The following is a 16,583-nucleotide window of genomic DNA, read 5'->3' as shown; positions in this document are numbered from 1 at the left end:
GGATTGAAGCAAGGCGGGGAACGCGGATTTCTGTGCGGGGGTGCTGTGTCTTCTGGCGGCGGAAACAAGGCCCGGTGGGTGGATGCGGTGGCGCGGCGGATGCTGCGCGATGACTACCCGGCCTGGCGATCCCAGGTCGAGCGGGTGGGCGGGTGTGTGCGGCCGGTGCGCATTGCGGGCGGGGCGGCTGCGGCCGACAGCGCTTCGGGTGAGGTGCTGGCCTCCTTCAGCTCTGCTCGGGCGCCGGACGGTGTGGTGCTGGTGGCCTGCGGGGACCGGCGGGCCTCGGTGTGCCCGGCCTGCTCGGAGCGCTACCGCCGGGACCTGTGGCACCTGGTGGCCTCGGGCATGCGCGGCCGCGAGGGGGCCACCGGTGACGACTCGGTCCCCGGCACGGTCGGGCACCACCCGCGCTTGTTCGTCACGCTGACGGCTCCCTCGTTCGGTCCGGTGCACAGCGCACGGGGAGCGGCCTGCCGTCCGCGCCGTGGGGAACGCAGGTGTCCCCACGGTCGGCCGGCGGGCTGCGACCTGGTCCACGAGGCCTCTCACCAGGCGATAGGCACCCCGATCTGTCCGGGGTGCTGGGACTACACCGGGGCGGTGCTGTGGAACGCCCACGCCGGTGAACTCTGGAGGAGGACCCGGATCGCGATCGGGCGGGCGCTGGCCCCGGCCGCCTCGGCCGCGCTGGGCCGCCGCGTCGGGGTCCGCGAAGTGGAGCGCCTGGTGCGGGTTTCCTATGTGAAGGTCGCTGAGTACCAGCGGCGGGGGCTGGTGCACCTGCACGCCCTGGTGCGCCTGGACGGGGTCGATGCCGACGACAGGGGCGCGGTGGTGGCGCCCCCGGCCTGGGCCACCCCGGAGCTGCTGGCCGGTGCGATCCGCGCGGCGGTGGGCTCGGTGTCGTTGGCTCTTCCCTCGCCGGACGGGCGGATGCGCACCGCCTCCTGGGGCCCCCAGATGGACATCCGGGACGTGACCGCCTCGGGTGAGCAGGACCCGGCGCGGCTGGCGGCCTACCTGGCCAAGTACGCGACCAAGACCGCCAGCGACAGCGCCCCGGTGGCGCTCGCGCACCGGCTGCGCCGCCTGGACCTTGCGGGGCTGGTGGCCAAGGTGGGGCCGCACCTGGCGCGGATGGCGGCCACCGCCTGGGAGCTGGGCTCGCGCCGGGAGCTGGCGCACCTGCGGTTGCGGCGGTGGGCTCACACGCTGGGCTACCGGGGCCACCTGGCCACCAAGTCCCGCCGGTTCTCGACCACGATGGGCGCGCTTCGGGCGGTGCGGCGGACCTGGCGCGCCCGGCAGAGGGCGGCCGACGGGTCGGCGGACCCGTGGGCGCACGCCGCGACCGGCGGGGCCTTCCTCCTCGGCGAGTGGGCTTACGCGGGCTCGGGGTTCACCGGCGTCGCGGATGCGGACCTGGCGGCGGGCATCACCGACGACGCGGCGCACGCCCGCGAGGAACTGCGGCGACTATCGGCAGAACGGGCCCTTGCGGCCGGTGAGCTGTGAGCACCACCCGGACCCCGGCGGCGCTTGGGCAAAGGGGGCTGCGCGCGAAGCGCGTCCAACCCCCACCCGCGCGGCCCCGCGCCCGCCCGGCGGCCCCGGGCCACAGAGCAAAGGACACTGCCGCGCGCAGCGCGTCCTTTGCGCCTCGGCGCCCGCCGGGCGTTGGGGCGGGTGGTCGGGGGTCCGGTCAGCGGGCCGCCCGCCGCGCGGCCGTCAACCTTTCGGAACGGAATTCCGGGTATTCCTTTGGCCGTTTGCGGTCGCTTTTCCTGGCCCGTGGGTGGCCCGTGGCATACGGCGTTGAGACGAATCCTGTGGAGGTGTTCCTTCGATGCGTGATGGGGTTCTGACGGTGGCGGACATGGCGCGTGAGCTGGGTTTCAGCCGCCGGACGGTGTACCGGTGGATGTCTGCGGGAAAGGGGCCGCGAACGTTCATCTCCCCTGGTGGGCGCATCCGCATAAGGCGCACGGATTTCATAGAATGGGCACAGTCGAACCGGCTCAACGAAAGGGGAAGTGAATGAGCGGCGCTGCGCAGGACATTCAGTTCTGGGAGATCCGCAAGCGGGCCAACCGGAAAAAGCCGTGGGAGCTGCGGTGGCGTATCGACGCTACGGAGAAGTCGCGTTCGTTCTTGACGAAGGAGCTGGCGAACAACCACAAGACGGCGCTGCACCGGGCGGCGCGCGGCGGTGAGCGGTTCTCGACGGTGACCGGTGAGCCGGAGTCCTGGGCCGCCTCCCGGGAGTCGGTGTGGTCGCTGCTGCGCTGCTATGTGCGCCGTGCCTGGGCACAGACCTCCTCGGGCAACTCCCGGGCCACCATTTCCAACAACGCCGCCCACCTGGCCTTGGCCGCCACCGACGATGCGCGCGTCCGGCGCCACCGGGCCCCGGCCCCTCCGGAGCGGGTGCGCAAGGCCGTGAACTCGGCGCTGACCTTCCGTGTCCGCCCGGGCGCCTCGCGGCCTGAGGACCGGGTGCTGCCTCCGGATGAGGGCGCGTTCTCGGAGCTGGACCGGGCGTGCCTGGCCTGGCTGGAGAAGGTCTCCCTCCCGGTCTGCGAGGTGGGGGGCGAGTTGGCGGCGCGCTCTGTGCTGGAGCGCTGCTCCATGCGCGCCGATGGCAGGGGCCCGATGGCGGCGGCCTCGCTGCGGCGCCGCCGCGGGGTGTGGAGTCTGGCCCTGGACTACGCGGTGGTGCGGGGGCTGATCGCCTCCAACCCGATCGCGGGGACCCGGCTGGCCCGGTCGCGCTCGGCTGATGCGGTCAACCCCCGTACCGTGCCCAGCTACGAACAGGCCTCCCGGCTGGTGGCGGCCCTGATGGCCACCGGGCGCGAGCGGGATGCCTTCTTGGCGGGCTTCTTCGGCCTGGCCTACCTGGCGGGCACGCGCCCGGGCGAGACGCGCGGGGTGCGCGTACAGGACATCGTCTGGCCCGAACAGGTCACCGACCCCGATGCGGTGCCGGGGTTCGGGGTGCTGATGGTCAGCGGGTCGCGCACGGAGGTGGCCGCGCGCTTCACCGACACGGGCACCCACGGCGAAGACCGCGAGCTGAAGCACCGTGCGGCCGACGACGTGCGGCCGGTTCCGCTGAACCCTGCGGCCGTGGCGCTGCTGCGGCGCCACCTGGCCCGGCACGGCACCGCCCCGGACGGGCGGCTGTGGTGGCACCGCTCGCACCACGGCGAACACGACGTGCTTCCGGGCAAGGTGTACCGGGCGGCCTGGACACGGGCGCGCACGTCGGCGCTTACGACCTCGGAGCTGTCGCTGGGGGTGGCGGTGCGGCCCTACGATCTGCGGCACGGCAACGCCTCGTGGCTGCTGTACGCGGGGGTGCCCGCGCTGGAGGTGGCCCAGCGCCTGGGCCACACGCTGGACGTGCTGATGCGGACGTACGCGCACTGGTTCAACGGCGGGGTGCACTCGGCGAACGCGCTGGTAGCGGCCGCGCTTGAAGAGGCCGGGCCCTTCACGGGCCAGAGTGGCCCCCACGACGGGCAATCCGACCGTTAGCCCAGGTGGGCGGGGTGCGGGCCTCAACAGGCCACAACCCCACTATCGATTCGCGCTGCTGAGTCGACGGCCTTGCGGGGGTCCCCGCACCGGTTCCCGTGCGGGTACGGCGGCGTGCGTCCGCGGCCGTTCCACCGCTGCCGCCCGGGAGGGCGGGGCACCGGGCCGGCCCCGCCACCGGAGCCGCCTCGCATCCACGCCGATCTCCATGCAGGCCGCCCCGCCGTCCCGGTGCGCTTCCGCGGTGGGGGAGGGCCCAGGTGCCGGCTGCGCTCGGGGCCGTCTCACTCGGCGTTCGGGAAGACGATGAGGGCCAGGAGGATCGCGGGGAACGCCAGGTCCGCGGCCCACATGGGGGCGGCCTGGAGCACGGCCGTCGTGCACGCCGCGCCGGCCGCCAGGGACAGGATGATGCCCGCCTTCAGCGCGAGCGCCGCGTCCGGGCGGTTCAGCAGGGTCAGGTGGCCCAGCATCCCCGCCAGCACGCTGGTCACATAGTTCACCGAGACGCCCGCCCCCGAGCGCTCCACGACGGCGCTCTGCATGCCCATCGCCACGGCGGCGACCGCCGTCATCGCGTCGACGGGGGCGCCCAGCATCCACGCGACGGACAGCGCCGCGATCAGCACCGACTCGATCAGCAGGATCCACCGGCGGCGGCGCCGGAACACGTGGTCGGCGAGGGCGAACCCCGCCGCGAGCCCGGCGAGGAAGGCGGCGAAGGCCAGCAGCGAGCGCAGCGTCGTCGGCCCGGTGCCCTCGGCGAAGGACACGCCGAGCAGGACGACGTTGCCGGTCATGTTCGAGGTGAACACGTCGCCGAAGCCCAGGAAGCTCAGCGTGTCGACGACCCCGGTGACGAAGGCGAGCGCGAGCAGGGACGCGCCCATGCGGTGCGCCGAGACCGTGGTGACGGCCGCGGTCATCCGTCCGCCGCGCCCGCCCGGACGCCGCGGCCGCCCCGCGCCCGCCCCGAATCCGTGCATCGGCCTCAGGCGCCCTGCCCGTCCAGCAGGCGGCGGAACCGGGCGTCGTGGGCGTCGGCCGCGGGGTCGCCGGGGTCGCCGACGAACACCGCCACGGCCCGGCGGCCGGTGCCCTCGATCTCGGCGAGGATGCCGCGCCAAGCGGTCATGTTGGGGTGGCTCACGTCCGTGCAGGCCTCGGCGGGGGACATGAGCCGGACGGCCTCGGCCAGCTCGTCGGCCGACAAGCGGTAGGTCCGTGTCCCGGACGCGTGGCCGCACACGGTGGCCAGGACGACCGCCGACAGGTACCCCGACCGCCGGTTGACCACGGGGAAGGACGTGCTGTCCGCGTCGGCCGTGTCGGACGTGCCGGGCAGCCCGACCCCGAACGCGGCCGGGGCCTCCCAGCCCGGGATCGCCGCCTCGAAGCGCTTGCGGGCGGAGGCGAGGTCGTCCTTGGTCGGCCAGCGTTCGGTCATGGGACGTATGGTGCCATACCGCCGGTGACCTGGCCGCACGCAGGGTCACATGCGGTGGACTTCGGTGAGGTCGATGTCGATGTCGTAGGGGACGGCGAGCTTCAAACGCTCACGGTGGATCCCGGTCAACGCGTACTGCTCCGTGGCAGGATCGAGCTCGTAGACGTAGACCACCGGTTCCCCGTCGGCCTTTTCGACCCTCCAGAAATGCGGGATGCCCGCCTCCGCGTACAGGAGCGGTTTGCGCTTGCGATCGCGTTCCCTGGATTCCGCCGAGACGACCTCGACCGCCAGGCGCACCGCGTCATGCGGGTAGGACGACTTCTCCTCACCGACCACCCCGGCGTCGACCACGACGACGTCGGGCTCCGGCCGGTTCTTCTCGCCGATCGTGATGCCCATTTCCCGCCGGACCCGGAGATCGCTCGGACAACGGACGCGCAGTCCCGCTTGCAGGACGGACATGAGCAGTTCATGGAGTTCGAGCTGAGGGCCCACGAAGACCAGGCTCCCGTCGATGAGCTCGGTGTGCGGGGGGAGATCCGGGATCCGGTCGAGGTCTTCGGCGGTCCAGCCGTCGGGCGGAGGAACCGGCCACACACGGGAGGAAGGCGCGGTCTCGATCGGTTCCTCTTCCACGGGAAGGGCACTCATGTCGTCGCCTCCGGGGGTCGGATCGCGGTCGTCGCCAACGCTGGCCATCGCCATCCTCCCTTGACGGGTGTTTCTTGGATTCTCCCACCATCATCTGCTCTTCCCCGAAGGGCGCGCTCCGTTGCGGCGAACCGCATTGCTAGATTCGCCTGACCATGACTGGCGACGAGGCGACCCGCCGTTGGAAGGGGCTCCTCAGAGGGGCCGCCCCTTGGGGCGTCGGCCTGCTGCTGGGGGTGCTCGCCGTCGGGCCCGGCCTGGGGCGCGGGTTCGTCCTGCGCTACGACATGGTCTTCGTCCCGGACCCGCCGCTGGGCCCGGTGCAGCTCGGTGCGGGGGAGGGGTTCCCCCGCGCGGTGCCGAGCGACGCGGCGGCCGCCCTCCTGGCCAAGGCGCTCCCCGCCGACCTCGTGCAGGCGGGCCTGCTCCTCGCGGTCTTCGTCCTCTCCTGTGCCGGGGCGGCGCGGCTCGTCCCGGGCCCGCTCGTCGCCCGGCTCGCCGCCGGGGTCTTCTACGCCTGGACCCCCTACATCGCCGAACGCCTCCTCCTCGGGCAGTGGGCGCTGCTCCTCGGCTACGCCGGCCTGCCCTGGGTGCTGTCGGCGGCGGTGCGCCTGGCCGCGCCGAGGGACCTGCCCCGGCTGGTCACCGCGCTCCTCCCGGCGGCGGTCGGCGGGTTCTCCTCGGCCGTGCTCTCCGCGCTGGTGGCGGTCCCGGCGGCCGCCGCGCGCCCCGGTCCGGCCGCGGCCCGCCTGCGCTCGGCGCTGCTCGCGGCCGCCGCCGTCGCGGCGGTCTCCCTGCCGTGGCTGGTCCCCGCCCTCTCGGCGGCCGGCGGGGGCGCCCGCACCGACCCCGGGGCGGTGGACCTGTTCGCCGCCCGGGCCGACACCCCCTTCGGTGCGGCCGGGTCGCTCCTGCTGCTCGGCGGGGTCTGGAACGCCCAGGCCGTGCCCGACGGGCTCGGCCACCCCTTCTTCGCCGCCTGCCGCCTGGCGCTGGCCCTGGCGGCCCTGGCCGGCTGGCTCCTGCTGCTGCGCCGCGGCTCCCTGGGCCCCGCCGGGCCCGGGCTGACCGCCGCCGCGATCGCCGGGACCGCCGTCGCCCTGCTCGGCACCGCCGCCCCGGGGCGCGACCTGCTGCGCCTGCTCATCGAGGCCTGGCCCGGCTTCGGGGCGCTGCGCGACGGCCAGCTGTACACCGCCCCGCTCGCCCTGCTCCAGGCGGCGGGCCTGGGCGGCGCCGCGGCGTGGCTGGTGCACAGCGCCGCCGGCGCGGCCCGCCCCGACCGCGCCGGGGCGGCGGCCGCCGCCCTGCTGCTGCTCGCGCCCCCGGTGCTGCTGCCCGGCCTGGCCTGGGGTGCGGCCGGCCGGCTCGCACCGGTGGAGTACCCGGCCGAGTGGACGCGGGTGCAGCGCCTGGTCGACGGCGACCCCCGGCCCGGATCGGTGCTCGTCCTGCCCTGGAGCGCCTACCGCGGCCTCGGCGTCCTCGGCCCCCGCGGCGCCGGTGGGGCCGATGGTGCGGACGGCGCCGGCGGGCCCGGCGGCGTGGTCCTCGATCCTGCCGTGAAGCTGTTCGAGCGGCCCGCCGTGTGGAACGATGACCTCCGGGTGGCCGACGGCGGCGCGGTCCGCGCCGCCGAGGGGGAGGACCCCGCCGCCCGCGCGGTCGCCGGGCTGGCGGCCCGGCCCGGCGGCGCCGACGCGCCGGGCGCCGGCGCGCTGGGCGTGCGGTACGTGCTCGTCGAGCGCGCGGCGCCGGATGCGGCCGACAGCGGCCCCCGCCACCTGAGTGAGAACAGGTTCTTGTCACTCGTCGAGGCCTCGGAGACGGTCCACGAGGGCCCCTCGCTCGCCCTTTACCGTGTGCCGGATGAGCATGTAGACGCGGTAAAAGAGGATCTGTCGGTCTTGGAAGTTACCGGCTGGTTGGTTACAGTTGGGTCCATCGTCTGGTCCCTGGTTGCATCGAGTTCTAATCTCGTTTCCATGCGTTGGCCCCGGCCTGAGGGGACGGAGCCGCGGAAGGAGAACCCCTCGTGATCAAGATCCTCGCCGCCTGCGTCATCGGTGCGGCACTGGCGGGCGGGCTGGCCCTGGTCGGCACCACCGTCGCCACCAACGCCTCGTCGTCCGCCGAGCCGGTCAACGAGTCCCTGTACAACTACGGCGACCGCTAGGCGCCGGCCGGCGGTGCGGCCCTCCTGCGGGCCGCGCCGCCGCCCCCGCACCCTCGCCGCCGTTCTGTGCACCGCGCTCCCACCTCCCCTTCCGACCCTTCGATCCCTTACCCCTGGTGACAGACGCGTCACGGTCGGTGGACACGTGTTCGACGGGGAGCGGGCGGAGGAGCGGGCGGAACAGGAGAGCACGTGGTCCACCCCGAGCAGTACCCCCCGCTCGTCCCCGACTTCGCCTACGGTCCCCCGGTGACCATGGCCCCCGAGGCCGTGCCCGACCCGCGCCCGGCCCCCGCAGCCGGCGCCGAGGACCGGGAGCGCGCCGAGGAGGCCGAGGAGGCCGAGCTCGGCCCCCGTCTGGACGGCCGCCGGATCGTGGTGGTCAACTGGCGCTGCCCCTGGCAGTCCGCGGCCGGAGGGGCCGAGGAGTACGCCTGGCGGATCAGCCGCCACCTGGTCGGCCGCGGCGCCGTTCTCACCTTCCTCACCAGCCGCGAGCCGGGCCAGCCCCGGGTGGAGACCCGCGACGGCGTCGTCATCCGCCGGATGGGCGGCAAGTTCACCGTCTACCCGCTGGTGCTGCTGTGGCTGCTGCTCTGGCGCCGGGAGTTCCACGCCGCCCTGGACTGCATGAACGGCATCCCGTTCTTCTCCCGCCTGGTGCTGCCCCGGCGCACCCGCGTCGTCAGCATCGTCCACCACGTGCACGACCTGCAGTTCAACGCCTACTTCAGCCGCCCGGTGGCCTGGCTGGGGCGGTTCATCGAGTCGACGCTGGCCTCGCTGGTCTACCGGTGCTGCACCACCGTCACCGTCTCGGAGTCCTCCCGCCGCGCGATGCGCGAGAAGCTGGGGTGGCGCGCCCCCATCACGGTCATCCACAACGGCCGCCCCCCGCTGCAGCCGGTGGCCGGCTCCCCGGCCCGCACCCCCGGCCACCCCGCCGCCGACATGGGCGCCCCCGCCCTGGTCAGCGTCGGCCGCCTGGTGGTGCAGAAGCGTGTGGCGCGCATCGTCGACGCCGCCGTGGCGCTGCGCGAGGAGCACCCCGGGCTGCGGGTGCACATCGTCGGCCGCGGCCCCGAGGCCGACCCGATCGCCGCGCGGATCGAGGAGGAGGGGCTGCACGACGCCGTCCGGCTGCACGGGTTCCTGCCCGAGGACGACAAGAACGCGGTGCTGGCCGGGGCGCTGCTGCACGTCACCGCCTCGGAGTTCGAGGGGTGGGGGCTGACCGTGATCGAGGCGGCGGCGCTCGGCGTCCCCACGGTGGCCTACGATGTCGACGGCCTGCGCGACTCGGTGCGCGACGGTGAGACCGGGTGGCTGGTGCGCGAGGGCGAGGACCTGGGCCGGGTCGTGGGCAAGGCGCTGGCCGAGCTGAGCGACCCGGAGCGGGCCGCCCGGGTGCGGCGGGCCTGCCGGGAGTGGGCCGCCCGCTTCACCTGGCAGGCGAGCGGCGCCGCGATGGCGCGGCTCGTCGCGGAGGAGATCGACGGCGCGGGGCGCGTCCGTGCCCCCGGGGAACAGGCGGGGCAAGAGGCAGGCACGTGACCTTCACCGACGGCAAGGCGGGCACCGACGGGGCCCTGGTCCGCAGGCTCAAGCTGCTGGCGGTCTGCCTGCTGCTGACCGGGGCCGCGCTGAGCCTGGACCCGCCGATGATCGTCGGTGACACCAAGATCGACCTGACGATCAACCCCACCGGCTTCCTGGAACGCGCCCTGTACCTGTGGGACCCCTCCTACTTCGGGCAGCTGCAGAACCAGGCCTACGGCTACTTCTTCCCCAACGGCCCCTTCCACGCCGTGCTCATCGCGCTGGACATGCCCGAGTGGCTGGTCCAGCGCACCTGGATGGCGGTGCTGCTGTGCGCGGCGTTCCTGGGCACCGTCAAGGTCGCCGAGGCGCTGGGCATCGGCACCCTGCACACCCGCATGGCGGCCGGCGCGGCCTACGCCCTGGCGCCCCGGGTGCTCACCCTCATCTCCTACAACTCCGCCGAGCTGCAGCCGATGCTGCTGCTGCCGTGGATCCTGCTGCCGCTGATCCACGGAACCCGGCAGGGCGCGGAGCCGATGCGCGCGGCCATGCTCTCGGCGCTGGCGTTCCTGCTCTGCGGCGGCACCAACGCCGCCTCCGAGCTGGCCGTCCTCGTGGTCCCGCTGATCTACCTGCTCACCCGCGCCCCGGGGCCGCGCAAGCGGCGGCTGCTGGCCTGGTGGCTCTTCGCGCTGTTCTGCGCCTCGTTCTGGTGGATGGTCCCGCTGCTGATCATGGGCCGCTACGTGTGGTCCTTCATGCCCTACACCGAGGACGCGGCCACCACCACCGGCATCACCTCGCTCACCAACGCCCTGCGCGGCGCCTCCAACTGGATGGGCTACGTCCCCGACACCGACCAGCCCGCCCTGCCGGCCGGGGCGGAGCTGTCCACCGAGCCGTGGCTGGTGGCGGCCACCGCGGTGGTGGCCGGGCTGGGCCTGGCCGGGCTGATCGGGCGGCGCACCCCCGAGCGGCCGTTCCTGCTCACCTCGGTGCTGGCCGGGACCGCGATCGTCGTGGCCGGCTACACCGGCCAGCTGTCCGGGCCGCTCGGCCCCGTCGTGCAGGACCTGCTGGACGGCGTGCTGGCGCCGTTCCGCAACATCCACAAGTTCGACGCGCTGATCCGGCTGCCGCTGGTCCTGGGCCTGGCGCAGCTGCCGTCGGCGGTGGGCGCGGCCGCCGCCGCGCGCCGCGGCGGGGTGCTGCGCGCGCTCGCCCTGCCTCCCGGCACCGCCTACCGGGCGGCCGCCGGGGCGTGCGCGGTCGCCTTCGCCGCGACGCTCACCCCGGTGGCCACGGTCGGCATCGCCACCCGCGGCGGCTTCGAGCGCATCCCCGCCTACTGGCACGACGCCACCCGGTGGATCGACGAGCACTCCACCGGCGGCATGACCATGGCGGTGCCCGGCTCGGCCCGCGGCGAGTACCAGTGGGGCCGCCCCATGGACGAGCCCATGCAGCCGCTGCTGGAGAGCGCGTGGACCAACCAGCAGATCATCCCCTGGGGGTCGGCCGGGGTCTCCCGCCTCACCCAGGAGATCGACCAGCGCATCTCCTCGGGCCGGGGCTCGCCGGGCCTGGCCGACGCGCTGGCCCGGATGGGCGTCACCCACCTGCTCGTCCGCAACGACCTGGAGCGCAGCGGCAACAACGGGGCCTGGCCCGCGCGCGTGCACCAGGCCCTGGGCGACTCCCCGGGCATCGTCCGCCGCGCCTCCTTCGGGCCGGCCGTCGGGTCCGAGGAGCTGCAGCCCGCCTCGCGCTGGTACGACCAGCCCTACCAGGCGCTGGAGGTCTACGAGGTGCGCGGCGCCGCCCCTGCCGTGGGCACGGTGCCCGCCGACGGCGCGCTGCGGGTGACCGGCGGCCCCGAGGCGCTGCTGGACCTGGCCGAGCAGGGGGCGCTCCCCGGCGACCGGCCGGTGGTCATCGGCGACGACCCCGGCGCCGAGGACATCGCCCCCGAGGACACCGTCGCCGCCGACACGGCCCGCCGCCGCGAGATCGTCTACTCCGACGTGCGGCGCAACGTCAGCGCCACCCTCACCGCCGACGAGGAGCTGGAGCGGGGCGCCCCCGCCCCGGACATCGCCGACCCGGCCTGGGACGGCTACACCGCGGTCGCCGAGGACTCCGGCATCGCCGCGGTCACCGCCTCCTCCACCGAGTCCGGGGCGGGCGCGAGCCCGGGCACCCGCGACCCGGGGCGCAGCCCCTTCGCCGCCCTGGACGAGGCCCCCGGCACCTCCTGGCGCTCCAGCTCCTTCAGCGGGGCCGAGAGGCAGTGGCTGGAGATCCGCTTCGAGGAGCCGCGCGAGGTCGGCACCTTCACCGTCGCCTTCGAGCCCATCCCCGGCGAACCGCCGCCCTCGCGCGTCAGCCTGATCACCGACGCGGGCCGCACCACCGCCGCCGTGGCCGACGACGACGGGCCGCAGGAGTTCACCGCCCCGGAAGGGGAGACCGAGCGGCTGCGCATCCGCGTCGACGAGCTGGCCTACGAACCCGAGTACCGCTTCGGCACCCGGGTGGGCATCACCTCCGTCGAGATCCCCGGCCTGGAGCCGTCCCGGTCGCTGTCGGTGCCCGTGCCCGAGGAGGGGGCCTCGTCCTTCTTCTTCACCGGCTCCATGGGCACGGTGCCCGGTTGCATGGAGGGCTCCCGGGTGTGGGTGTGCGACCCGGCCCTGGAGGTGCAGGGCGAGGACGCGCTGGGCATGAGCCGCACCTTCGAGGCCGGGCCCGAGGCGGCCGGCGAGCCCGGCGCCGTCACCGGGCGGGTCGTGGCCGTCGACCCGCGCGACCTGGAGAACGCGGCCAACCGGGCCGGGGGGTACCCGCGGGTGACCTCCTCCTCCACCTCGGTCGGGCACCCGGCGGCCATCGGGCGCAACGCCTTCGACGGCGACGACGCCACCGTCTGGTACCCCGACCCGCAGGAGGAGAGCCCCTCGCTGGAGGTCGACCTGGGCGCCGAGCGGGAGATCGGCGGCCTGAAGGTGGAGTTCCCCCGCCCCGACGCGGTGGGCCGGCCGGTCCGGATGACGGTGGACACCGGGACCACGGTCCGCGAGGCCTGGCTGGACGGCGACGGCTGGGTGGGCTTCGACCCGGTCGAGGCCGACGAGCTGACCCTGTCCTTCGACCCGCCCGAGGGCCAGCCGCTGGAGATCGCCCGCATTGCCCTGCCCGACGTCGAACCGCTGGAGCCGGTCGGGGAGGGCTCCGCCCGCACCGCCTGCGGGCTGGGCCCGGTGCTGCGGGTCAACGGCGAGCGCGTGGACACCCGCATCTCCTCAGGGACGCTGGAGGACAAGCTGGCCGGGCGCCCGCTGGGCTTCGAGAGCTGCGACGCGGTCGCCCTGGAGGAGGGGGAGAACACGGTCCGGGTGGAGCCGGGGCGCCAGTACCACGTGCGCTCGGTCCTGGTCGGACCGGACGGCGCCGACCGGTCGGAGGTCGAGGCCGACGGGGTCGCCGCGGTCAACGGCTGGGGCCGCAGCGAGCGCAGCGTCGACGTCAGCGTCGGCGAGGACAGCTACCTGGTGGTCAACGAGAACTTCAACGAGGGCTGGGAGGCGGTCCTGGGCGGCGGCGAGCCCCTGGAGCCGGTCCGCCTGGACGGCTGGAAGCAGGCCTGGAAGCTGCCCGAGGGCGCCTCGGGGACGGTCACCATGACCTATACGCCTGACCGGGCCTACCACGCGGCGCTGGGCATCGGGGCGGTGCTCGCGCTGCTGGTCGGCGTGCTCGCCGTCAAGGGGCGCCTCCCCCTGCCGGCGCGGTTCCGCCGCAGGGGCCGACCACCGGCCGCCGAGCGCGCCGAGCGCGCCGATCGGGCTGAGCGGGCCGAGCGGGCGGCGGCCCTTCCCGACGCGGTCCCCGCGCGCATCCGGCGCGCGCCCCTGGCGGTGCTCGGCCCGCTCTACGGGGCCTGGGTGGCCGGCGCCGCCGGGGCCGCGGTGATGGGCGGGGTCCTGCTGGCGGTGTGGTGGCTGGGCCGTGCGCCGTCCAAGGCCCTCAAGCACGCCAAGCCGGGCCGCCCCACCCTCGGCGGCGCGCTGCTGCGCTGGGCGGCGGGCCCCTGGACGATCCTGGCCTTCCTGACGGCGGCCGGGGTGTGCACGGCGGCCGGGACCTATCTGTCCATGTACATGCCCTTCCACGACGTCAGCGGGCTGCTCAGCGAACCGCTGCGCGGGTGGGTCGCCCAGCTGCTGTGCCTGCCCGCGCTGGCCCGCCTGGTGCTGGCCCTGGGGGAGGCCCCGCGCACCTCGGGGATGGACGACGACGGCGGCGGGCACGGCGGCGGGGCCTCCGGCGCGGACCCGGGCCGCCCCGCGTCCGGGACCGGCGGCGGCGAGGCGGACACGGGCGCCGACGGCCCCGGCGGCGGCTCCGGCGGCGGGTCCCGGGGCCCAGGCCCGGACACCGGCCGCGAGGTCGAGGAGGTGCGGGCATGACCGCCCCCGGGTGGCGCCCGGAGGGGCCGCGGCGGCGCACCGGCGCCGCGCTGGCCCGCAACGGCGCCGTGCTGGCGGTGGCGGCGGGGGTGTTCCTGCTGACCGCGGCGCTGATGCTGCGCTTCTACGCCTACGACCGCCTGGCGCTCATCGAGCCCCGCACCGACCTGCAGCTGCGCCTGGTCGACGAGCAGGCCGACTACCTGGACACCTCCACCTGGGAGACGGTGGAGGACCGGAAGGTGCAGCGCACCACCGAGATCTCCGGCGGCGCGGCGGCCGGCAACCCGGACTGGGCGACCTGGCGGATGTCGGTGGACACCTCCAGCGGCTCGGCGATGATCGGGCACATGGACCGCCGCGTGGTGGTCGACCGGGCCACCGGCCGGGCGGTGAACTGCTGCGGCGAGCACGTGGGCGGCGACCGGGCGGTGCGCCAGGCCGGGCTGGTGCTCTACTGGCCGGCCGGGGCCGACGCCGGCGACCGGCCGCTCTACGTCGCCGAGGCGCGCTCCGCCCCGCCCATGCGCTACCAGGGCGGGGAGGAGGTGGCGGGGGTGCCGGTGCGCCGGTACACCCAGACGGTGCCCGATACCCAGGTGCCCGACTCCTCCCGCCCGGTGCCCGCGGACGCGCTGGGGCTGGAGCGCTCGGGCACCGTCGAGGCGTCCCGTTGGCTGGAGCTGGAGCGCACCTACTGGATCGAGCCGGTCTCCGGGCGCCTGGTGGCCGCCGAGGAGTCCCGCCGCGAGACGCTGCGCACCGAGGACGGCCGGGGGGAGCGGCTGTTCCTGGACGCCGACCTGGAGACCGCGCCCGCCCAGGTGGCGGCCTTCGCCGAGGACGCCGCCGGGCGGCGCACCACGCTGCGGGCGGTGCGCACGTGGGCGCCGGCGGGCCTGGGGGCGCTGGGCGGCCTGGTGCTCGCCTCCGCCCCGCTGCTGGCGCTGCGCGCCGCCCGCCGCGCCGAGGAGGAGGAAGAAGAGGGAGAGCGGCCGGAACAGGAGGGGGAGCCGGCGGACACCGCGCCGGCGGGCGCCGCGGGGGCGCGGCGCTCAGCCCCGCTTGCGCAGGACGAGGAGGAGGTTCCAGGTGACGACCTCGCGCACACCCGGAACGGACACGACCGGCTTCATCCATGACGGCAGGTAGCGCGGCAGGACGTCCACGGCGTCCACGTCGTCCCTGCCGCGGAGCCAGTCCAGCATCTCGGCCGCCGAGACGGCGAACATGGTCGTCCCGAAGTCGTTCTTGGGGCGGCGGCCGTGCCTGCGGGCGAAGCGCTCGGCCGCGTACCGGCCGCCCAGGAAGTGCCAGGGGGAGGTCTCGTGCCCGCCCCACGGGGAGCGCCACAGGGTGTAGGACAGGTACACGGTTCCGCCGGGCCGGGTCACCCGCACCATCTCATCGGCCATGCGCCGGGGGTCGGGGACGTGCTCCAGGACGTTGGAGGAGAAGCACACGTCCACCGATCCGGTCCGCAGCGGCATCTCCAGCGCGCTCCCCAGCAGGGCCGTGTCCGGGAGCTCCCCGCCCCGCAGGCGCATCTCCCCGGCGTCGGCGTCCACGCACACGCACCGCGCGCCCTGGGACCTCAGCTCGTCGGCGAAGTAGCCGGGGCCGCCTCCCACGTCGACCACCACGGCGCCGTCCAGCGGCGTGTACCGGAGCAGCTGGGCGACGGTGTCCCGGGCGAGCGTGCCGTAGAACAGGTCGGGGTCGGTCTGCTCCTTGCGGAACGCCGAGAACAGCGCCACCGAGCGCCCCAGGGTGGCCCGGAACGGCGGCAGCGCGCTCACGCCGGCTCCTCCCCGACGGGGCCGCCGGGCTCCCCGGGCACGGTCGCGAAGTGCCTCAGGTGGCGCCAGTGGTCGCCGCCCCAGTACTCGTCGGAGGCGACGATGCGCGGCGCCGGGCGGCCGGCGGCCCGCGCACCGGCCGCCAGCTCCGCGCCGATGCGCTCGGCGGTCCAGGTGTGCATGCGCATCGGTGCCGGGTAGCGCAGCACCGCCCGCTGGGCCAGCCGGATCAGCGGCCAGGGCGCGTAGCGGAACACCATCCCCTTGAAGGTGGGGCGCTCCCGCTCGGGCACCCCCAGGACCAGGGCGGCCCCGGGGCGCGCCACCCGGGCGAACTCGCGCAGGTAGCCGGCGGCCGCCTCCGGGGGCAGGTGCTGCAGCACCAGGTCGGTGTAGACCAGGTCGACCGAGGCGTCGGGCAGGCCGTGCAGGTCCGGCCCCGTGTTGAGCAGGAACTCGATGCGGCCGCCGCTGCGGTCCAGCTCGCGGGCGCGCTCCAGCATCGGGGCGGAGATGTCCACGCCCGTCACCGAGGAGAACCGCCGGGCCAGGGCGTTGGAGAGGCGCCCGGCGCCGCAGCCGAAGTCCAGCGCGCGGCCGGGGGAGGGGGCGGCGCCCAGCTCCTCCAGGCGGGCGAGCGCGGCGGCGACCTCCTCCTCGCCGGTGGCGAGGAACTCCTCGGCGTCCCAGCGGCCGCCGCGCTTGTCCGGGTCGACGCAGACGGCCCACAGGGGTTCGTCGGCGCCGAGCCGGGTCCAGTCCCGGCGGACCTCGTCCAGGCTCACGCGGGCGTCCTTCCGTCGCGGGGCGGCGGGCTCCGCCGGCCGTGTGGATCCTGTTCTCTCCCGTCCCTGGTTACCGGCTGGTATCGCCTCTGTACCAGGGATGATCATCAAAGAAGAGGGTGGAACGTGTTGTATTGTTTCACTCCCTTACGCGTTGACGTCAAC

13 protein-coding genes are annotated in these 16,583 nt (G+C 75.1%); 8 read left to right on the top strand and 5 right to left on the bottom strand.

Annotation, left to right across the window (positions count from 1 at the left end):
- Positions 1-99: 99 nt before the first annotated feature.
- The 3 genes from C892_RS0118910 (at position 100) to C892_RS0118905 (ending at position 3,543) form a co-directional block, all read left to right on the top strand.
- Positions 100-1,518, top strand: a complete 1,419-nt coding sequence (locus C892_RS0118910; protein WP_239647438.1) for a replication initiator — start codon at positions 100-102, stop codon at positions 1,516-1,518.
- 331 nt (positions 1,519-1,849) lie between these two features.
- A complete protein-coding gene (locus tag C892_RS32810; RefSeq protein ID WP_083934416.1) occupies positions 1,850-2,044 on the top strand; it encodes a helix-turn-helix domain-containing protein in 195 nt (64 codons plus the stop codon).
- Positions 2,041-3,543, top strand: a complete 1,503-nt coding sequence (locus C892_RS0118905; protein WP_017558452.1) for a tyrosine-type recombinase/integrase — start codon at positions 2,041-2,043, stop codon at positions 3,541-3,543. Before C892_RS32810 ends, C892_RS0118905 begins: the two co-directional genes overlap by 4 nt.
- Positions 3,544-3,827: 284 nt before the next feature.
- On the opposite strand, the gene C892_RS0118900 is transcribed toward C892_RS0118905, so the two are convergent.
- From C892_RS0118900 to C892_RS0118890, 3 genes are all read right to left on the bottom strand, one after another.
- Positions 3,828-4,469, bottom strand: a complete 642-nt coding sequence (locus C892_RS0118900) for a DUF1275 family protein (protein WP_017558451.1) — start codon at positions 4,467-4,469, stop codon at positions 3,828-3,830.
- Between the two features lie 65 nt (positions 4,470-4,534).
- On the bottom strand, positions 4,535-4,990 hold the full coding sequence (locus tag C892_RS0118895) for a hypothetical protein (RefSeq protein ID WP_017558450.1): 456 nt from the start codon (positions 4,988-4,990) through the stop codon (positions 4,535-4,537).
- 45 nt (positions 4,991-5,035) lie between these two features.
- Positions 5,036-5,644: a Uma2 family endonuclease gene (locus C892_RS0118890; protein WP_051060569.1), complete on the bottom strand. Its 609-nt coding sequence runs from the start codon at positions 5,642-5,644 to the stop codon at positions 5,036-5,038.
- Between the two features lie 155 nt (positions 5,645-5,799).
- Between C892_RS0118890 and C892_RS0118885 the strand changes: the two genes are divergently transcribed.
- The 5 genes from C892_RS0118885 (at position 5,800) to C892_RS0118865 (ending at position 14,976) form a co-directional block, all read left to right on the top strand.
- Entirely contained in the window at positions 5,800-7,686 is a 1,887-nt protein-coding gene (locus tag C892_RS0118885; RefSeq protein ID WP_017558448.1) for an MmpA family trehalose lipid delivery protein, read from the top strand.
- Complete coding sequence (locus C892_RS31860) at positions 7,683-7,823, top strand: hypothetical protein (protein WP_017538451.1); 141 nt, start codon at positions 7,683-7,685, stop codon at positions 7,821-7,823. Before C892_RS0118885 ends, C892_RS31860 begins: the two co-directional genes overlap by 4 nt.
- A 192-nt stretch (positions 7,824-8,015) precedes the next feature.
- Positions 8,016-9,377: a glycosyltransferase family 4 protein gene (locus tag C892_RS0118875; protein ID WP_017558447.1), complete on the top strand. Its 1,362-nt coding sequence runs from the start codon at positions 8,016-8,018 to the stop codon at positions 9,375-9,377.
- Complete coding sequence (locus tag C892_RS0118870) at positions 9,374-13,834, top strand: alpha-(1->3)-arabinofuranosyltransferase (RefSeq protein WP_017558446.1); 4,461 nt, start codon at positions 9,374-9,376, stop codon at positions 13,832-13,834. Before C892_RS0118875 ends, C892_RS0118870 begins: the two co-directional genes overlap by 4 nt.
- Positions 13,831-14,976 (top strand): cell envelope lipid trafficking protein PgfA, encoded by a 1,146-nt coding sequence (locus C892_RS0118865; protein WP_017558445.1) that lies wholly within the window; start codon positions 13,831-13,833, stop codon positions 14,974-14,976. The genes C892_RS0118870 and C892_RS0118865 overlap by 4 nt, the downstream gene beginning before the upstream one ends.
- Here the strand turns inward: C892_RS0118865 and C892_RS0118860 are convergent.
- Complete coding sequence (locus C892_RS0118860) at positions 14,890-15,633, bottom strand: class I SAM-dependent methyltransferase (protein WP_017558444.1); 744 nt, start codon at positions 15,631-15,633, stop codon at positions 14,890-14,892. The two genes, C892_RS0118865 and C892_RS0118860, sit on opposite strands and share 87 nt — an antisense overlap.
- Positions 15,630-16,418 carry a class I SAM-dependent methyltransferase gene (locus C892_RS0118855; RefSeq protein ID WP_017558443.1) on the bottom strand — a complete coding sequence of 263 codons (789 nt, stop codon included), beginning with the start codon at positions 16,416-16,418 and terminating at the stop codon, positions 15,630-15,632. The genes C892_RS0118860 and C892_RS0118855 overlap by 4 nt, the downstream gene beginning before the upstream one ends.
- Between the last annotated feature and the right edge of the window lie 165 nt (positions 16,419-16,583).

Origin of the sequence: Nocardiopsis baichengensis YIM 90130, assembly GCF_000341205.1 — a bacterium.
Classification (GTDB): Bacteria; Actinomycetota; Actinomycetes; order Streptosporangiales; family Streptosporangiaceae; genus Nocardiopsis_A; species Nocardiopsis_A halophila.
Note: the sequence above shows the minus strand (reverse complement) of the source record. Positions and strands in the feature narration are given on the sequence as shown.